The sequence below is a fragment of the Streptomyces sp. NPDC093085 genome, assembly GCF_040683935.1.
In the GTDB taxonomy this organism is placed as follows: Bacteria; Actinomycetota; Actinomycetes; order Streptomycetales; family Streptomycetaceae; genus Streptomyces.
On record NZ_JBFBFB010000024.1, the window covers coordinates 37,703 to 55,082 of the forward strand.

At 70.3% G+C, this 17,380-nt stretch carries 15 protein-coding genes, 3 tRNA genes and 1 pseudogene; 5 read left to right on the top strand and 14 right to left on the bottom strand.

The genetic code is table 11. From position 1 onward, the window contains the following. The first annotated feature begins 8 nt into the window (after positions 1 to 8). A complete protein-coding gene (gene dnaG, locus AB0O07_RS35645; RefSeq protein ID WP_365641643.1) occupies positions 9 to 1,937 on the top strand; it encodes a DNA primase in 1,929 nt (642 codons plus the stop codon). Positions 1,938 to 2,029: 92 nt separating this feature from the next. Further along, positions 2,030 to 3,305: pseudogene (locus tag AB0O07_RS35650) on the top strand (sigma-70 family RNA polymerase sigma factor). A gap of 135 nt (positions 3,306 to 3,440) precedes the next feature. On the opposite strand, the gene AB0O07_RS35655 reads toward AB0O07_RS35650, so the two are convergent. The 4 genes from AB0O07_RS35655 to AB0O07_RS35670 all read right to left on the bottom strand — a co-directional run bounded on the left by AB0O07_RS35655 (position 3,441) and on the right by AB0O07_RS35670 (position 9,314). Continuing rightward, positions 3,441 to 5,369, bottom strand: coding sequence for an ABC transporter ATP-binding protein (locus AB0O07_RS35655; protein WP_365641646.1), 1,929 nt, complete (start codon positions 5,367 to 5,369; stop codon positions 3,441 to 3,443). Then, positions 5,369 to 7,102, bottom strand: coding sequence for an ABC transporter ATP-binding protein (locus tag AB0O07_RS35660; protein WP_365641649.1), 1,734 nt, complete (start codon positions 7,100 to 7,102; stop codon positions 5,369 to 5,371). Before AB0O07_RS35660 ends, AB0O07_RS35655 begins: the two co-directional genes overlap by 1 nt. A gap of 405 nt (positions 7,103 to 7,507) precedes the next feature. Continuing rightward, on the bottom strand, positions 7,508 to 8,965 hold the full coding sequence (locus AB0O07_RS35665; RefSeq protein WP_365641652.1) for an FGGY family carbohydrate kinase: 1,458 nt from the start codon (positions 8,963 to 8,965) through the stop codon (positions 7,508 to 7,510). A 49-nt stretch (positions 8,966 to 9,014) separates the two neighbouring features. After that, on the bottom strand, positions 9,015 to 9,314 hold the full coding sequence (locus AB0O07_RS35670) for a YtxH domain-containing protein (protein ID WP_365641655.1): 300 nt from the start codon (positions 9,312 to 9,314) through the stop codon (positions 9,015 to 9,017). A gap of 230 nt (positions 9,315 to 9,544) precedes the next feature. Between AB0O07_RS35670 and AB0O07_RS35675 the strand changes: the two genes are divergently transcribed. The 3 genes from AB0O07_RS35675 (at position 9,545) to AB0O07_RS35685 (ending at position 9,982) form a co-directional block, all read left to right on the top strand. Beyond that, positions 9,545 to 9,617, top strand: a tRNA-Asn gene (locus AB0O07_RS35675). A 5-nt stretch (positions 9,618 to 9,622) separates the two neighbouring features. Then, positions 9,623 to 9,695: transfer RNA gene (locus AB0O07_RS35680), tRNA-Asn, on the top strand. 213 nt (positions 9,696 to 9,908) lie between these two features. Continuing rightward, positions 9,909 to 9,982 (top strand) — tRNA-Ile (locus AB0O07_RS35685). A 179-nt stretch (positions 9,983 to 10,161) separates the two neighbouring features. Here the strand turns inward: AB0O07_RS35685 and AB0O07_RS35690 are convergent. The 10 genes from AB0O07_RS35690 to AB0O07_RS35735 form a co-directional block, all read right to left on the bottom strand. Further along, positions 10,162 to 10,410, bottom strand: coding sequence for a hypothetical protein (locus AB0O07_RS35690; RefSeq protein ID WP_365641658.1), 249 nt, complete (start codon positions 10,408 to 10,410; stop codon positions 10,162 to 10,164). Then, entirely contained in the window at positions 10,407 to 11,564 is a 1,158-nt protein-coding gene (locus AB0O07_RS35695; protein WP_365641661.1) for a hypothetical protein, read from the bottom strand. The genes AB0O07_RS35690 and AB0O07_RS35695 overlap by 4 nt, the downstream gene beginning before the upstream one ends. Further along, complete coding sequence (locus AB0O07_RS35700) at positions 11,564 to 12,565, bottom strand: hypothetical protein (protein WP_365641664.1); 1,002 nt, start codon at positions 12,563 to 12,565, stop codon at positions 11,564 to 11,566. The genes AB0O07_RS35695 and AB0O07_RS35700 overlap by 1 nt, the downstream gene beginning before the upstream one ends. 79 nt (positions 12,566 to 12,644) lie before the next feature. Next, positions 12,645 to 13,505, bottom strand: a complete 861-nt coding sequence (locus AB0O07_RS35705) for a phage tail protein (protein ID WP_365641667.1) — start codon at positions 13,503 to 13,505, stop codon at positions 12,645 to 12,647. Continuing rightward, positions 13,502 to 14,614, bottom strand: a complete 1,113-nt coding sequence (locus AB0O07_RS35710; RefSeq protein WP_365641670.1) for a hypothetical protein — start codon at positions 14,612 to 14,614, stop codon at positions 13,502 to 13,504. The genes AB0O07_RS35705 and AB0O07_RS35710 overlap by 4 nt, the downstream gene beginning before the upstream one ends. Positions 14,615 to 14,638: 24 nt before the next feature. Further along, positions 14,639 to 15,310, bottom strand: a complete 672-nt coding sequence (locus AB0O07_RS35715) for a hypothetical protein (RefSeq protein ID WP_365641672.1) — start codon at positions 15,308 to 15,310, stop codon at positions 14,639 to 14,641. A 25-nt stretch (positions 15,311 to 15,335) separates the two neighbouring features. Further along, a complete protein-coding gene (locus tag AB0O07_RS35720) occupies positions 15,336 to 15,695 on the bottom strand; it encodes a hypothetical protein (RefSeq protein WP_365641688.1) in 360 nt (119 codons plus the stop codon). 47 nt (positions 15,696 to 15,742) lie between these two features. After that, positions 15,743 to 16,033 carry a hypothetical protein gene (locus AB0O07_RS35725; RefSeq protein ID WP_365641675.1) on the bottom strand — a complete coding sequence of 97 codons (291 nt, stop codon included), beginning with the start codon at positions 16,031 to 16,033 and terminating at the stop codon, positions 15,743 to 15,745. A gap of 34 nt (positions 16,034 to 16,067) precedes the next feature. Next, positions 16,068 to 16,643: a phage tail protein gene (locus AB0O07_RS35730; protein ID WP_365641677.1), complete on the bottom strand. Its 576-nt coding sequence runs from the start codon at positions 16,641 to 16,643 to the stop codon at positions 16,068 to 16,070. Positions 16,644 to 16,738: 95 nt separating this feature from the next. Further along, positions 16,739 to 17,149 (bottom strand): hypothetical protein, encoded by a 411-nt coding sequence (locus AB0O07_RS35735; RefSeq protein WP_365641679.1) that lies wholly within the window; start codon positions 17,147 to 17,149, stop codon positions 16,739 to 16,741. Positions 17,150 to 17,380 lie beyond the last annotated feature (231 nt).

Sequence of the window (17,380 nt, forward strand, 5' to 3'; positions counted from 1 at the left end):
ATTCTCGCGTGGCAGGCAGGATCAACGATGACGACGTCAAGGCGGTCCGGGACGCGGTCCCGATCGACGCCGTCGTGTCCGAATACCTCCAGCTGCGCAGCGCGGGCGGCGGCAATCTGAAGGGGCTCTGCCCCTTCCACGACGAGAAGTCCCCCTCCTTCCAGGTCAGTCCGGGCAAGGGCCTCTTCCACTGCTTCGGCTGCCAGGAGGGCGGGGACACCATCGCCTTCGTGATGAAGATCGACCATCTCTCCTTCTCCGAGACGGTCGAACGGCTCGCCGCCAAGACGGGCATCACGCTGCGGTACGAGGAGGGCGGGTACAACCCGACGAGCCAGCGCGGCGAGCGGACCCGCCTGGTGGAGGCCCACCGCCTCGCCGCCCGCTTCTACCAGGACCAGCTCTCCGGCGACGAGGCCGCCATCGGCCGTACGTTCCTCGCCGAGCGCGGCTTCGACCAGGCGGCCGCCGAACACTTCGGCGTCGGCTACAGCCCGGCCGGCTGGGACCATCTCACCCGCTTCCTGCGCGGCCAGGGCTTCAGCGACAAGGAGCTGACGCTCTCCGGGCTCTCCCAGGACGGCCGCCGGGGCCCCATCGACCGCTTCCGGGGCCGCCTGATGTGGCCGATCCGCGACATCTCCGGCGACGTCGTCGGCTTCGGCGCCCGCAAGCTCCGCGAGGACGACAACGGACCGAAGTACCTGAACACCCCCGAGACGGCCATCTACAAGAAGTCCCAGGTGCTCTACGGCGTCGACCTGGCCAAGAAGGACATCGCCAAGAGCAGCCGCGCCGTCGTCGTCGAGGGGTACACGGACGTGATGGCCTGCCATCTCGCCGGGGTCACCACCGCCATCGCCACCTGTGGCACGGCCTTCGGCGGCGACCACATCAAGATCCTCCGCCGCCTTCTGATGGACAACGGAAGCGCCCGGGTGATCTTCACCTTCGACGGGGACGCGGCCGGCCAGAAGGCGGCCCTGCGCGCCTTCGAGGACGACCAGAAGTTCGCCGCCGAGACCTATATCGCCATCGCCCCCGACGGCATGGACCCGTGCGACCTGCGGCTCGCCAAGGGCGACGCCGCCGTCCAGGACCTGGCGGAACCGCGCACCCCGCTCTTCGAGTTCGCGATCCGCCAGATCGTCTCCCGGTACGACCTGGAGACCCCGGCCGGCCGCGCCGCCGCGCTGGACGAGGCCGCGCCGATCGTCGCCCGGATCAAGAACCACGCCTCCCAGCACGAGGTGGCCGTCCAGCTCGCCGGCATCCTCGGCATCCTCGACACCCAGTTCGTCGTCAAGCGCGTCGCCCAGGTGGCCCGCTGGGCCCGCGACCGGGGCGGCCGGGGACCGGGCACCGGGCCCGGATCCGGCCCTGCCCCGGGCCCCGGGCGGCGCGCTCCGCAGCCGTACGAGGGCGAGCAGCGCCGGGGCCCCTCAGGACCCGCGCTGACCCTGCGCAGCCCCGCCCACCGCACCGAGCGCGAGCTGCTCAAACTCGCCCTCCAGCGGCCCGAACTGGTCTCCCCGGCCTTCGACGCCTATGGGGAGGACGAGTTCACCGCCGCGCCGTACGCCGCCGTGCGGCGCGCCGTCGAGGACGCGGGCGGGGCCGAGTCGGGGCTCCAGTCGGCCCCCGAGTATCTGGCCAGGGTCCGCGAGGCGGCCCCCGACGACGTGGTCCGCGCCATGGTCACGGAGCTGGCCGTGGAGGTCTTCCGGGGCAAGACCATCGACGAGGTCTACGCGGGCCAGCAACTCGTCCAGGTCCGGCTGCGCGCCGTGGACCGGCGCATCCAGGACGTCACCGGCACGTTGACGCGACTGGGCAGCCAGGGCGACCCCGTACGGTACGAGACCGTCCAGCAGGAGCTGTGGGTGCTCCAGCAGTACGGACAGGCCCTGCGCGCCCGGGGCGCGGACGCGCTCTGACGCCCCGGTAACGGCCCGGTTACGGACCGGACTCAGAAAAACGCCGCACGCCCCTCGTGGCGGCGATGTGTCGTCCCCCACACTGGGGTGCGGTGCCTGAGTCCTCGGAGCGCGGCCCGTCCATCGTCCGACGGACCCCCCACCCCCGCGGATCCGCTCATCGTGTACGGGACGGACGGCGGCCCGGCCGCCCCCGTCCCGCTGCCGTACCCCCCGAACCGGCAGCGATCACCCTGGAGGTCGCCCCCCGTGCAGACCCGGACCCTGACCCTGACGCCGACCCTGACCGTACCGCCGCAGAGCAGGCAGAACCACCGTCCCGAGACATCCGAGCCCCCCTGGGGCCACGGCCAGGGACCCCTCACCGAGCCCGCCGAGCCGCCCCTCGTACCCGCGCCGGAGCCCGAGCCCGCCGGGCGTCCCGGCACCCGCGCCGACACCGGCGGGCCCTCCTCCGACCTCTTCCGGCAGTACCTGCGGGAGATCGGCCGGATCCCGCTGCTCACCGCCGCCGACGAGGTGGAACTCGCCTGCCGCGTCGAGGCCGGGCTCTTCGCCGAGGAGAAGCTGGCCGCCGCCGGCGATCTCGACACCGCGCTCGACGCCGGACTCGCCCTCGACCTCGACCGGCTGGTCGTCCTCGGCCGGATGGCCAAGCGCCGCCTCATCGAGGCCAACCTGCGGCTGGTCGTCTCCGTCGCCAAACGGTACGTCGGGCGCGGGCTGACCATGCTCGACCTCGTCCAGGAAGGGAATCTGGGCCTGATCAGAGCGGTCGAGAAGTTCGACTACGCGCGGGGCTACAAGTTCTCCACGTACGCGACCTGGTGGATCCGGCAGGCCATGTCCCGCGCCCTCGCCGACCAGGCCCGCACCATCCGGGTCCCGGTCCATGTGGTCGAGCTGATCAACCGGGTCGTCCGGGTCCAGCGCCGGATGCTCCAGGAGCGCGGCTACGAGCCGACCCCCGAGGAGGTCGCCGCCCACCTCGAACTCACCCCCGACCGCGTCCGGGAGGTCCTCAGACTCGCCCAGGAGCCCGTATCGCTGCACGCGCCCGTGGGGGAGGAGGACGATGTCGCGCTCGGCGACCTGATCGAGGACGGCGACGCCGCGTCCCCCGTCGAGTCCGCTGCCTTCCTGCTGCTGCGCGAGCACCTGGACGCCGTGCTCTCCACGCTCGGCGAACGCGAACGCAAGGTCGTGCAGTTGCGGTACGGCCTGGACGACGGCCGGCCGCGCACCCTGGAGGAGATCGGCAGGATCTTCGGCGTGACCCGCGAACGCATCCGCCAGATCGAGTCGAAGACCCTCGGCAAACTCCGCGACCACGCCTACGCCGACCAGCTCCGCGGCTACCTGGACTGACCGGCCCGTACGTTCCCGGGACCCCCGACAGGAAGGGGGGCGGGAACGTACGGGCCGGCCGGACGGCCGTCGCCCCCGGCCGCCCTCAGCGGCCGTCAGGCGCCGCGAGCCGCCTCAAGCCGCCCCCGGCCTCCCTCAGTCGACCTCGGCCACCGCCTGCGCGAACTGCGCCTGGTAGAGCCGGGCATACGCGCCGTCCGCGGCCAGGAGCTCGTCGTGCGTGCCCTGTTCGACGATCGAGCCGTGCTCCATCACGAGGATGACGTCGGCGTCCCGGATCGTGGAGAGCCGGTGCGCGATGACGAAGCTGGTCCTGCCGTGCGCGAGCCGCGCCATGGCCTTCTGGATCAGCACCTCGGTACGGGTGTCGACGGAGCTGGTCGCCTCGTCCAGGACCAGGATCACCGGGTCCGACAGGAACGCGCGGGCTATCGTGATGAGCTGCTTCTCACCCGCGCTGACACCCGTGCCCTCGTCGTCGATGACGGTGTCGTAGCCGTCCGCCAGGGTCCGTACGAACCGGTCCGCGTGCGCGGCCCGTGCCGCCTCCTCGATCTCCTCCCGGGTGACCTCGCGCGCCGCCCCGTAGGCGATGTTCTCCGCGATCGTCCCGCCGAAGAGCCAGGTGTCCTGGAGCACCATCCCGATGCCGGAGCGGAGCTCCTCCCGGGACATCTTCGCCACGTCCGTGCCGTCCAGCAGGATCCGGCCGCCGGTCACCTCGTAGAACCGCATCAGCAGGTTCACCAGCGTCGTCTTGCCGGCGCCCGTCGGCCCCACGATCGCCACGGTCTGCCCGGGGGCCACCGCCAGCGACAAGTCCTCGATCAGCGGCTTGTCGGCCTCGTACCGGAACGCGACACCGTCCAGCACGACCTCCCCGCGCGCCTCGCGCAGCCGCTCCACCGCCGGGGCGTCCGGCTCCTGCTCCTCCGCGTCCAGCAGCTCGAAGATCCGCTCGGCGGAGGCCACCCCGGACTGGATGAGGTTGGCCATCGAGGCGACCTGGGTCAGCGGCATCGAGAACTGCCGGGAGTACTGGATGAACGCCTGGACATCGCCGATCGACAGCGTCCCCGAGGCCACCCGCAGCCCGCCGACCACCGCGACCATCACATAGTTCAGGTTGGAGACGAAGAGCATCAGCGGCTGCATGATGCCGCTGTTGAACTGGGCCTTGAAACCGGCCTCGTACAGCTTCTCGTTCTCCTCGCCGAACTTCTCCGCGGACTCCTCCTGCCGCCCGAAGACCTTCACCAGGGAGTGCCCGGTGTACATCTCCTCTATATGGGCGTTGAGCGAGCCCGTGACCTTCCACTGCTGCACGAAGTGCGGCTGCGACCGCTTGCCGACCTTGGCGGCGACGAACACCGAGAGCGGCACCGTCACCAGCGCGACCAGCGCCAGCAGCGGCGAGATCCAGAACATCATCACCAGGACGCCGACAATCGTCAGCAGGGAGTTGATGAGCTGGCCCATCGACTGCTGCAAGGTCTGCGAGACGTTGTCCACGTCGTTCGTCGCCCGGCTGAGCACCTCGCCGCGCGGCTGCTGGTCGAAGTAGGAGAGCGGCAGCCGCGACAGCTTCGCCTGGATGTCCTCGCGCATCCGGTACACCGTGAAGTTGATGGCCCGGATCGAGAGCCGGCTCGCCACCAGCATCAGCAGCCCGGCGCCCATGCTCACGGCGAGCGCCATCAGCAGGACCTCGCCGACCGCGCCGAAGTCGATCCCGCGCCCGGGGGTGAAGTCCACCGCCGAGAGCAGATCCGCGAGCCCGTCGTCGCCCTTGGCCCGCAGCCCGGCGACGACCTGCTCCTTGGTGACCCCGCCCTGGGTCTGCCGGCCGATCACGCCCGCGAAGATCAGATTGGTCGCGTGCCCGAGGATCTTCGGCGCCCAGACCGAGAGCGCCACGCTGAGCACCGACGCCCCGACCATCCACGACAGGGTGACCTTCTCCACCGCCAGCCGTCGCAGCAGCCGTTTACCGGACCCCTTGAAGTCCATGGACTGCTGCGCTCCGGCACCGGCCGCCATCATGCGTCCACCTGGACCACTCATCAGGCCGCCTCCGCCTCGGTCAGCTGGGAGAGCACGATCTCCCGGTAGGTCTCGTTCTCCGCCATCAGCTCGTGGTGGCGGCCCTCGCCCACCACCCGGCCCTCGTCCAGCACCACGATCCGGTCCGCGTCCCTGATGGTCGACACCCGCTGGGCGACGATCAGCACGGTCGCCTCCGCGGTCTCCCGCCCCAGCGCGGCCCGCAGCGCCGCGTCCGTCGCGTAGTCCAGCGCCGAGAACGAGTCGTCGAAGAGATAGATCTCAGGGCGCTGCACCAGCGTCCGCGCGATCGAGAGCCGCTGCCGCTGCCCGCCGGAGACATTGGTGCCGCCCTGCGCGATGGGCGCGTCCAGGCCGCCCTCCAGCGAGGTCACGAACTCCTTGGCCTGCGCCACCTCCAGCGCGTGCCAGAGTTCCTCGTCGGTCGCCTCCGGATTGCCGTACCGCAGGTTCGTGGCGACCGTCCCGGAGAACAGATACGGCTTCTGCGGTACGAGGCTCACGGTCTTCGCCAGCAGCGCCGGGTCCAGGCCGCGTACGTCCGTACCGTCGACCAGCACCTCCCCGCCCGTCGCGTCGAAGAGCCGGGGCACCAGACCGAGCAGCGTGGACTTCCCGCTCCCCGTCGACCCGATGACCGCGGTCGTCTCCCCGGGCCGCGCGACCAGCGAGACCTCCCGGAGCACGGGCTCCTCGGCGCCGGGGAAGCGGAACTCGGCGTCCCGGATCTCCAGGTGGCCATGGCGCGAGAGTTCCCGTATCGGCTCCTCGGGCGGTACGACGCTCGACCGGGTGTCCAGCACCTCCTCGATGCGCTCGGCGCACACCTCGGCGCGCGGCACCATCATGAACATGAAGGTGGCCATCATCACGGCCATCACGATCTGCATCAGGTACGCGAGGAACGCGGTCAGCGCCCCGATCTGCATCCCGCCGCTCTCGATGCGGTGCGCGCCGAACCAGACGACGGCGATCGACGACAGGTTCACCACCGTCATCACGGTCGGGAACATCAGCGCCATGAGCCGGCCGGTCGACAGCGCGACATCGGTCAGCTCGGTGTTGGACTCCTTGAAGCGCCCCTTCTCGTACTCGTCCCGGACGAACGCCCTGATCACCCGGTTCCCGGTGATCTGCTCCCGCAGCACCCGGTTGACCGTGTCCAGTCGCGTCTGCATGGTGCGGAACAGCGGCCGCATCCGCTTCACGATCAGGGAGACGGAGATCCCGAGCACCGGCACCACCGCGAGCAGCACCGACGACAGCGGGACGTCCAGGCCGAGCGCCATGACGATGCCGCCCACACACATGATGGGGGCGGACACCATCAGCGTGAACGACATCAGGACCAGCATCTGCACCTGCTGGACGTCATTGGTCGTACGCGTGATCAGCGAAGGGGCCCCGAAGTGGGCCACCTCACGGGCGGAGAAGCTCTGCACCCGCCCGAAGACGGCGGCCCGCACGTCCCGGCCGAGCGCGGCGGCGGTCCGCGCCCCGTAGTACACGGCGCCTATGTTGCACAGGACCTGCGCCACACTGACGGCGATCATGAAGCCGCCGAGGCTCAGGATGTAGCCGGTGTCCCCTTTCACCACACCGTTGTCGATGATGTCGGCGTTGAGGGTCGGCAGATACAGGGTGGCGATGGTCTGGAGGAGCTGGAGCAGTACCAGCAGGGCTATCGGTCTCTTGTACGGGGCGAGATGGGCTCGCAGGAGTCGTAGCAGCACGTGCGGTCTCTCGGATTCGGCTCGGGTCGGCTGGGGTTCAATCGGAGTTCGACTGAGGTTCAGCCCGGTGTCGGCAGGGAACCAACTGGGCCGAACGGCCACGACCGGCCGGCGAAGATCAGGGGGTCCCGACGCTCCATCTTGCGTCAAACCCCCCGCGGAACCCCAAGGGTTTTCGTCCAAGGACCGGTCAAGAACAACAACCGGCAGTACAGAACGACCGTACGCAAAGCGCACCACGAGCCCGCCACGCGCCACCGCGTGCCGGAACGAGCCAGGCGTGCAGCCCCCGCCCCGAAGCCCGTCAGCCGGTCAGCCCGTCACCGGAGCACCATCCCGAGCACCTCCGTCACCGGAGCACCACCCCGAGCACCCCCGTCACCCCCGTCACCCCGAGCACCCCCGTCACCCCGCCGTCCCGGCCCCCGGCCCGAACGCCCCCGGATGCACCTGCTCGCGCGTGGCCGCGTACTGCTGCCGTACCGCCGCCCCCACCGCCGTGTCCTCCCCCGGCTCGAAGACCTGCGCCGCGGCGCCCTGCCAGGCCGGCGGCTGCTGCGGGGAGTGCGTCCCGCGCGCCACCCCGAGCGCCCACGCCGCCTGCCGGGCCGCGCCCAGCGCCGTGTAGTCCGCCGGCTGCGGTACGACGACCTGCGCGCCGAAGACCGAGGGCGCCAGCGCCTGGACGGCGGGCAGCTCCGCCGCGGCCCCCAGCAGGAAGACCCGGCGCACCTCCACCCCGCGCCCCCGCAGCACGTCCATCGCGTCCGCGAGCGAGCAGAGCATCCCCTCGAACGCGGCCCGCGCCAGATGCTCCGGCTTCATCGACTCGCGCCGCAGCCCGGTCAGCGTGCCCGCCGTGTGCGGGAGCCGCGGGGTCCGCTCACCTTCCAGATACGGCAGGAAGACCAGCCCCGAGGAGCCCGGTGTGGACTTCAGCGCCAGCTCCGAGAGATCGCCCAGATCCGCCGTCCCCAGCAGCTCGGCCGTGCCGCGCAGCGCCCGGACCGCGTTGAGCGTGTGGACCACGGGCAGGTGCATGCCGGTGGCGTCGGCGAAGGAGGTGATCAGCCCGGACGGGTCGGAGACCGCCTCGTGGTGGACCGCCATCACGGAGCCCGAGGCCCCCAGCGACACCACCGCGTCCCCGACCCCGACCCCGAGCCCGAAGGCGGCGGCCATCGTCTCGCCGGTCCCCGCCGAGATCAGCAGCCCCTCCGGCGTCGTCCCGGCGGCGTCCGCCGGGCCGAGCACATCCGGCAGCGCCGCCTGGTGGCCGAGGGCCAGCTCCACCAGATCCGGCCGGTACGACTCCGTACGGGCCGACCAGTAGCCGGTGCCCGAGGCGGCGCCCCGGTCCGTGGTCCGCCGCGCGGGCCGCCCCAGAAGCTGCCAGACCAGCCAGTCGTGCGGCTGGAGCACCAGCGCGGTCCGGTGCGCCGACTCCGGCTCGGTCCGTGCCAGCCAGCGCAACTTCGCCACCAGCCGGCTCGACTGCGGTACGGAGCCGACCGCCTCGGCCCAGGCGTGCCGGCCGCCCAGCGCGTCGATCAGATCGGCGGCGGCGACCTGGGCGCGCTTGTCGTTGCCGATGAGGGCGGCCCGCACGGGGTTGCCCTGCCGGTCGAGCGTGACCATCCCGTCCTGCTGCGCCGCGACACCGATGGCCTGGACGCCTTCGAGCAGCCCGCCGGAGGCCGCCTCGCCGAGGGACAGGAGCCACACCTGGGGGTCGACCTCGACGGCTTTGGGATCGACCGGATGCTGCGCGTACCCCTGCCGCAGTACGGCACCTGTGTCCGCGTCGCAGACCACGACGCGTGTGAACCCGGACGAACTGTCCAACCCGGCGACTATTCCCATGACACCCGATTCTGCCGCACGCGCGCGGGGGCCCGCGCGCTCCGGCCGGTCAGGTGTTGCTGGTGCCCCAGTCGTCCAGACCGTTCTGGCTCCGCTCCCGCAGCGAGCGGACGCGCTGGGCCACCGAGTCGGGCAGCTTGTCCCCGACCGCGCCGTTCACGGAGTCGTAGGCGCGGCCCGCGACGTCGAGGCCGGTCCGCGCGGCGGACTCGGCGGCGTTGCGCACCGCGGGGTTCTGGGCGATCTCCCGGGCCGTCTTCTTCATCTGCTCGTAACGCTCACGGCCCGCGCGGGTCCCGAGGACGTACCCGCAGGCGAACCCGGCGATGAAACTGAGGCGGTACAACATGGCTGCCCAGCCTTCCTTCGTGATCAGTGTCCCGAGCGCCCGGCGCCGGACGGCAGGCCCTTGTAGGTCTGTGCCCTCCGCCTACCCCGTCCTGGACCGGGATCACGCAGGGTGAACCGCCACGATACCGATTGGCGGAGCACCCCCCTGCTTGCGCTAATGTATGTGTCGCAGCGAACGCGCGCCGCCCGGGAGAGCCGGGCTAGGTACGTTCGGTGCAAACGCAGCAATCCCCTGTAGCTCAATTGGCAGAGCAGCCGGCTGTTAACCGGCAGGTTACTGGTTCGAGTCCAGTCGGGGGAGCGCGATCCCCTGTAGCTCAATTGGCAGAGCATTCGGCTGTTAACCGGAGGGTTGCTGGTTCGAGTCCAGCCGGGGGAGCGGAAACGCCGGAAGGGACCCTCAGGGGTCCCTTTTCGTCGTCCCCATGACGCCCAACTGATCCCTCGTACGGGGGACTTGAGAGGTTCCGGGAACCGGGCGGCGCATGGCGGGGTCCTCATGGTCAAGTGTGCCGACCATCCGAGGCAGGAGATCGTATGACCGGCTATGCTGCGGCAGACGGCGCGCACAAATGTGCGCGACGCGCCGTTAGGGGCGGTAGCTCAGCCGGTCAGAGCAGCGGACTCATAATCCGTCGGTCGTGGGTTCGAGCCCCACCCGCCCCACCGCAGGGCTCTCGCAGAGAACCGTTTCTACCTGCGGGAACAGAAGAACGGGGGCCGCCACTCCAGAGTGGCGGCCCCCTTTCACACGTCCGGACCAAGATCCAGTGGACACTCAGGGGACACACAGGGGCCACGAGGAGGGATCGGCGGGGGCGCCTGGCCGGCAGGCCGTCTTCCGGTCAGCGCGGCTCCTGCTCCTGTTCCGGACCTTGCTCCGGATGTGACGCGACGGTCCGGTCTGCCGGCTCCGTCCCACCGTTCCCGGACTCGGGGGCCGGCCCGGTAGCGGCCGTGTTCTCGCCCATGGCCGTGGGCGTCGTGGACCGGGGCGTCGCGGAGGCGCGTTGTGCCGTTTCCAGGGCATGGAGGCGGCGTTTGATGTCGCGCAGCTCGGTGAGGAGGGTGTCGGGGCGGTTGATCCTGGTCACGGAAGCCTCCTGATCGGGGTGACGGTCAACTGGACCTGTTCCTCGCCCGCGTCGTTTCCCGGGGTGACTTCGATGCCGGTGATCCGTACGTCGAACTGGGTGCCGTCGGGGAAGAAGACATCCCTGACGACGACGGTGGCCTCGTCGCCGACCTGGTAGGACCCGAGCAGTGGTTCCCGGTCGGCGCGGGCGGTCAGTTCGGGCAGGACGACGGGGGCGGAGACCGCGGCCAGCGCCGAACGGGCCTGCGAGCGCAGCACCTCGGGGTCGGAGATCTGGACGTACGACACCTCGGTCTCCAGAAGCGGCCTCCCGGTGGTGAGGTCCTCGGCGACCGCGACGAGCTGACCGCCTTCGCTCTCGCCCCCGCCTTCGTCCCCGTCCTCGCCCCCGCCCGGCCGCTGCTCCCCGAGGGCGAAGACCCGTACGGCTGTCGAGGCGCCGTCCACCGGCCAGGTGTACCCGGTGAGGTTGGCGCCGTACTCCCACACATGCCCGGTGCTCCGCCGGCCGAGCCGGGGCGTGCCGACGCGCAGCCGACGGACGGGGCGCCCGTCGGACCCGTACGCCACGTCGAGGAGGAAGTCCGGACCGTCCTCCAGACTGGCCAGCTCGCGCAGCGCCTCGCCGGTGCTTTTGAGCTGGCCGCCGGGGAAGCCGAGCGTGCGGGGGATTCCGGACCGGGCGGCGGAGTCGGGGCGTACCCGGATGTCGCCGCCCGGGTGCGCCTGGGCGAGACGGACCAGGTCACGGGCGATGTCCGACTGGTCGTGATCGGTGAACGTGACTCCTACGGACGCCAGTTCGGTGACGGCCGGGTCGAAGTCGGCGGGCAGAACGCGTCGATGGTCGAAGTAGGAGAGGAACCCCGCTCCGCTGATCTCCAGGTGCCGGTCGGCGGAGCCGTACTTGACGGTCCAGATCACGCCGCCCCAGACAAGGATGCCGTCACGCTCGACGTAGAGGGCGGCGCGCGCGGGTTCGGTGAGTTCACGTGGCCGGTGCACGGTGACCCTCGGGTCACCGAGGGGGAGCCGGCCCCGGAACTCCCCCGCCTCGTTCAGTTCGGTGCTGAAGGTGACGTCGTAGAGGGGCAGCTCGTCGGAGATCGCGCCAGTCGCGAGGTCGGCGGTGTAGTAGGTGTAGCGGGCCATCAGCCGGTCAGCCAGGTCGTTCCGATGAACAGAGAGGTACCTGTGGGTACGGAATTGGTATCGGGCCACACCGCGAGCCGGTCTCCGTAGAGCGCGAACTCGCAGGCGAACAGCGTCGAGCTGCCTGTGGTCGGCCCGTACCAGCGATGCGCGACGGCGGGCCGGAAACCGGCGGGGATGTAGAGGAGCGTGGCGTTACCGGCGGCGGAGGAGTTCAGCCGTGTGGCACCGCCCCGCAGATACACCACCGCCCCGACCCGGCGTACAGCCGGTGCCTCCTGGGCGTTGTACGGCTGCCAGTTGGCCTCCAGAGGCAGGGGCGTCCAGCCGGTGTCGTCGTTGACGGCGCGCCAGCCGGCGGTGGTGTCGTAGGACTCCAGGTGGTTGGTGTCGGTGCGGTGGATGTACATGCCGCTGTACGGGGCCGTGGGGCGGCCCGCCTCCCCCGCGGCCCGGATGATGCCGCCCACGGCCGCGGTCCACGGGCGCAGGTCCTCGACGCTGGTGACGGCGGTGGCGTTGCCGGCGACTCTGATCCGGGCGAGGGGGATGTGGTCGCCGGTCACCGGGGGGTCGGTGGGGGAGGGGGCCGCGGTGCCCTTCACGAGCTCGACGGTCATCGTCGTGGCGGCGTCTCCGTACTGCTCGTCGCGCTGCCGGGCGATGACCAGGTCCTGGCGGGGGTGGGTCGGGTCGGCGGGGTACGGGCCGAGCACGTCGATGGTCTTCGTACGGTCGAGGGTGACCAGATAGGCGCCGGCCGCGGTCGCCGCGGTGCCCTGGATGACGGCCTGGAACGGGTTGACGGTGACCTTTCCCGACGCGGTGGGGGTGGCCAGTACCCTGCCGGGGTCGCCGGGCGCCGGCCGGATGCCGCTGCGGGCCTGGACCGGACCGCCGCCGGGCGCCGCGAGCACCCCCGTGGCGAGGCGGGCGTCCTCCGCGTCGACGAGGCCGCCGGATATCCAGCCGGAGTCGCGTTCCGGGGTGGGCGTGGTCATGGGGATGCCTCTCCTCTGCTCTGTGGGATGCCACGGTCGGCACGGATCCGGAGGTACGGGCGCGTCCCTGCCGTCGGGGTCAGAGCCATGCGTCACGCCATTCGGCGGTGAGCCGGGCCGCTGGTTCGTAGGCACGGGCGCGGAAGAGAACGGGCGTCGGGCCGGGTGGGAGGGGGAACCAGTCGGAGCCGGGCAGCAGAGTGGAGCGGCGGGACGCGGTGCCCTGGAGCAGGACCGTACGGGCGTCGGTGTCCACGACCAGATAGTCGCCTTCCTGGAGGGTGAGTCCGAAGGACAGGTCCGCGCCGCCGGCGGTGTTGGTGATGACCGGGTCGACGCAGGGCCCGCTGATCCGCCAGACCGGGCAGGTGGGGGCGGTGCCCGCGTTCTCCGGCACCAGCCGGCCGCCGGAGGAGCCGGGACCGAAGTCCAGCGGGAACTCCAGGGGGAAGACGAGGCCGCCGCTGGACGAGGGCAGTGTGCAGGTACGGGTGTTGAGCCGGGCGGAGTAGCGCAGCGGGTCCGGCGCGGTCATGGCCAGCGAGAACTCGAAGGCGCCCGCCTTACGGTCGGTGATCTTGGTTTCGGAGGAGAGACGGACGAGGACGCGGCGGGAGGCGTGGGGCTCGGTGACGACGAGGGGGAGCAGGGCGGTGCCGTCGGCGAGTACGGCGGCGAGCCGGTCCTTGGCGGCCTCCTTCGCCGCACGGCCGGGTGCGACGGCGGTGCCCTCCAGAGTGATCACGCGGGGCCCCCGGTAGGAGGGGGCGTCGAACGCGCCGTGCCGCTCGGGCCGGTCGGTGAGGGCGAGCCGGACGGGCGGAGTGGAGGCCCAGCCCTGCTCGGCGGTGACCCACCACTCGACGCCTGCCTCGTCGACGGTGTTCCCCGCCCACCCGTCGACCTCGAACACCGGCTGCTGGAGCGGGTGCCCGGTCACCGCTTGCCCGCCCAGGCCAGTTCGCGGGCGGTGATCCGACCGATCTCGTACTCGGACTGCCCGGGGCGCGGGTGGACATGGACGGTGACGGGGCTGTTGCCGGCGCCGCCGGTACGGCCCGCCGCGCGTACGCTCGTACCGGCGAGGCCGTAGCCGGGGGAGATCAAACCGCGCGCGGTGGCGGTGGCGAGGCGTCCGGCGGCGCCGGAGACCCGGTTGCCGGTGCCCTCGATCCCGAGGGCGAGCCCTTCGCCGACGTCCCGGCCGAACCCCATCATCAGGGTGGACGGTGAGGAGATACCGAGGCCGCGACGGATGGGACCCGGGATTTTGTCGATGACGAAATTCTTGATGGTGGAGGTGAGCGCCGAGGCTTTTCCGATGATTCCGTTGATGAGGCCCTGGATCAGATGTCCGCCGGTGTTCCTGAGCGTCGCGGCCAGCCCGGAGAAGAGCTTGGAGATCCGGCCGGGGATGCCGCGCAGGAAACCCATGGCATCGTTCCATTTGCTGACGATCGCGTTCCGTACCGCGCCGACGGCGGAGGTGATCCGGTTCCAGTGCTTCACGATCATCAGCACAGCGATGCCGATGGGGCCGGCGAGGATGGCCACCAGCAGCGGCCAGTTCGCCTTCAGCCAGCTGAACATCCTCTTCGCCGCGTTGACCACCCAGCCGATCGCGGCGGAGCCCGCGCGCATGGTGGCGCTCATCACCTGACCCATGACCTGCATCGCCTTCTGCACGACGGCCTGCACGGTCTTGGACCGCATGGCCATTTCGACGAGCTTGGTGATGAGCGGTATGAGCAGCGCGAGGATCGCGCCCATGACATTCGCCTTCATCGCGGTGTTGAGTCCTCGCATCGCGGTGCTCGCGCCACGCACTCCGCCCGTCAGCCGGCCGAACAGCCCGCCGCTCGCCCCCGCGTTGCGCGCGGCGTTCTGAACGCCGGTTGCGGATTGCCGTGCGGATCCCGCGAGTCGCTGCATTTCGGCACTGTTCTGGCGTGTGGAGTCGCGCAGTCGGTTCCCGGAGCTGCTCGCCTGGGTGAGGGCGGACCGGAAACGGGTCAGTGCGCCGCTGGCCTGGATCAATGCGGTTCTCATGGTGGGATGCACCTCCTTCCGATGTCAGCGGAGATTGTTCGCGATGTTGTGGATCTCCTGGAGGAAAACTCTCATGTTCGGATGGGACCGGCTGAGTGCGCGGTTGTAATCGTCGATGGCGCGCCGAAGTTGCTCGGGGCGCTGCGCACTTCCAGTGGTGCGTGCTTCGAGTGCGGCGATCCTGGGCAATATTCTGGTGAGTGCAGTGTCGGTGTACTGGGCTTTCTGGTGGTTCTCCCTCACTTTGTTCTTGAGGTTCTGGATATCCTTCCGGAGCTGTGTCGGGTCTATCAAGTCCTTGATCTGCTGCCGGGTCGCGTTGGGGAAGTCGTTCCGCAGCTCCCGGAGAGCGTTCGAGGTTTCCAGGCGATTTTTCACTATGTCCCTGAATACTGCGTCGACCCTGAACACGTCGGCTTGGAAGGTGGCCAGGTTGGCTTCGGCCTTCAACAGGTTTCCGCCGACGGCCACGCCTGTTCCTTCGGCCTTCAGCACGGTGCCCCCGACGGCCATGCCCGTCCCTTCGGCCTTCAACGCGGTGCCGCCGACGGCCACCCCCGTCAGCTCGGCCTTGCGGCGATGCAGTTCCAGGGACTCCCACAGCTTCTTCACGTCGAGGGAATCCTCGATGGCCTTCCTGAACTCCTTCGACAGGGGGCCTGTCCGGAACCAGGACGGGAAGGGGTTCTCGGTCATGGGATCCTCCTCACGGGCGGGTGAGTCAGGGCGAATTCAGGAACGTCACGATCTCCGCCGCACTCGCACCGCGCGACGGGACATCCGCGCCGGAGGGGTCGGTCGTCACCCCGGTTCCGCCCGGGCGCGGCACCGGATCCGGGTACGGTGCCGGGTCGGCGTCCTCGTCGCGGTTGACCGTCGCGAACATCCAGTTCGCGACGGCCAGGTGGTCGACGACCGCCGCCAGCAGATGGTCCGTGAGCGTCCACTCCGCCTGTTCGCCGTGGAGGGCACGGGCGAAGGCCGAGTCCTCCGGGAGATGCTCGGTGAGGACGCGCAGGCGCCGTGAGGAGAGGCTGCCGCGGTACCAGTCGAGGAGGTCGACTCCGTAGTGGCGGAGCAGATCCGCTTCCAGGGCCTCGGCGTGCTCGTCGACCAGCGCGCCGAGGCTCAGCCTTCCCCCAGCGTCATGCCTGTCTCGCTGCCGTACGCCTCCAGGATCGCGGAGACGTCCTGGACACTGATGTCGTACGTACTGAAGCGTTCGAACTGCTCGGCGCCGAGCAGCAGGGCGAGCAGCCCGTCGATGTCGTTGTCCTCCAGGGCCGCGATCTGCTTGGCGATGGAGCGCGGGAACTCGGTGGGCAGCCGGAACACGGTTCCGTCCACCTCGAACTCCCATTCCTTCCCCAGCGTTTCGAGACGCTGGGCACGGGCCGCGTTGACGTTGAAGCGGGGCATGGTCACAACTCCTCGGTGCGCTCGGCGGAAATTCTCAGGCGGCGCTGAAGCTGGGGTCCTTCATCAGGAACGTCGCGAGCGGCGCGTCATCGGCCGTGGCGAGTGCGGTGAAGGTGACACCGAGCTTGACGGGAGCTGTGCGGATGAGGGAGATCTCCTCGGTCTCGGTCACCTGGCCGCGGGCGATGACCATGCGGTAGGTGACGTCGTCACCGTCGGCGAACTCCAGGCCGAGCATGCGTTCGTCGAACTTGGGTTCGGACGCCAGTTCGTAGCGATAGACCCCGGACCCTTCCGCGGTCTCCGCCACGTCTCCGCCGCCGAAGAAGAACGGCAGGGTCTCCTCGTTGAGCTGGAGGAGCTGGAACTTGAAACTGAGATCGCGGTCGGAATAGATGAACCGTGCCGCGCTGACGTTCTGCCACGTGTCGAGGGGGTCGAGCTTGTCCTTCTTGGAGATCTTCACCCCGTCGGTGGTGGTGTAGCCGAGGTCGCTCCAGCCGGCACCCCATGGCGTGCTGATGTCGGTGGGCGGAGGGGTGTCGAGCGGTGCGATGAGGACCCGGCCCTTGCCGGCGACCCGGATCTCGTTGGCGTTCGTTCCGGCCATCACTGCTCCTTGCTGGGAGTTGGGCGTGACTGGGGCGATGTGTTGCCAGGTGCGAGGTGGCGCGGTGCGCGGCTCCAGGGCTCAGCGCATGGAGTTCAGCCGGGGCGGATGGTCAGCCGGGTGGTCGACACGTAACGGTTGGCGGTCGCGTGGCGGTAGTCGGGCAGCCAGCGGGGCCCGTCCTCCTCGACCACGTCGAGTACGGTCGCCGCGCCGTACCCCACGCCCCGGAGCTGGAGCAGCAGGGCGCGGGCGACCAGGGCGACGGCGTGGGCCGCCGCCTTGTCCGGGCCGTACGCCTCCAGATCGACCAGCGGGTTGTCGAGCCGTGGGTCCTCCGCCCAGGCCCCGCCCGCCCGTGAGACCAGCACGGCGCGCTGAGAGCCGTCGAATCCGGAGGGCGGCTGGACATCGACGATGGCGCCCGCCAGTTCGGTGCGGTCCTTGATCAGGTCGACGACGAGCTGTTCCACGTCCGGGAAGGTGACGTACGGCTCACTCGTCACCGGGTGCCCCATCATGCACATCCATGTCAACTGCCTTTTCTTTAAAGGGTGTTGACCATTTGTTGACGTCGAATGTAACCGGCGTGCCCGCTGTGGTGTGAGCCGCCTCGCATTGCGGACCGGTAACAATGCGTTGATCATGGGTTGCGGAAACGGAGTGGTGGGGCCCCCCCCCGCCCGGGGGGGGGGGGCCCCCCGGGGGGGGGGGCGGCCGGGCCGCCAGGCCGGACG

Bases quoted from the DNA above. Each gene is read 5' to 3' on its own strand.
- AB0O07_RS35655 (WP_365641646.1), bottom strand. From the start codon at position 5,369: ATGAGTGGTCCAGGTGGACGCATGATGGCGGCCGGTGCCGGAGCGCAG.
- AB0O07_RS35665 (WP_365641652.1), bottom strand. From the start codon at position 8,965: ATGGGAATAGTCGCCGGGTTGGACAGTTCGTCCGGGTTCACACGCGTC.
- AB0O07_RS35670 (WP_365641655.1), bottom strand. From the start codon at position 9,314: ATGTTGTACCGCCTCAGTTTCATCGCCGGGTTCGCCTGCGGGTACGTC.
- AB0O07_RS35695 (WP_365641661.1), bottom strand. From the start codon at position 11,564: ATGGCCCGCTACACCTACTACACCGCCGACCTCGCGACTGGCGCGATC.
- AB0O07_RS35700 (WP_365641664.1), bottom strand. From the start codon at position 12,565: ATGACCACGCCCACCCCGGAACGCGACTCCGGCTGGATATCCGGCGGC.
- AB0O07_RS35710 (WP_365641670.1), bottom strand. From the start codon at position 14,614: ATGAGAACCGCATTGATCCAGGCCAGCGGCGCACTGACCCGTTTCCGG.
- AB0O07_RS35715 (WP_365641672.1), bottom strand. From the start codon at position 15,310: ATGACCGAGAACCCCTTCCCGTCCTGGTTCCGGACAGGCCCCCTGTCG.
- AB0O07_RS35725 (WP_365641675.1), bottom strand. From the start codon at position 16,033: ATGCCCCGCTTCAACGTCAACGCGGCCCGTGCCCAGCGTCTCGAAACG.
- AB0O07_RS35730 (WP_365641677.1), bottom strand. From the start codon at position 16,643: ATGGCCGGAACGAACGCCAACGAGATCCGGGTCGCCGGCAAGGGCCGG.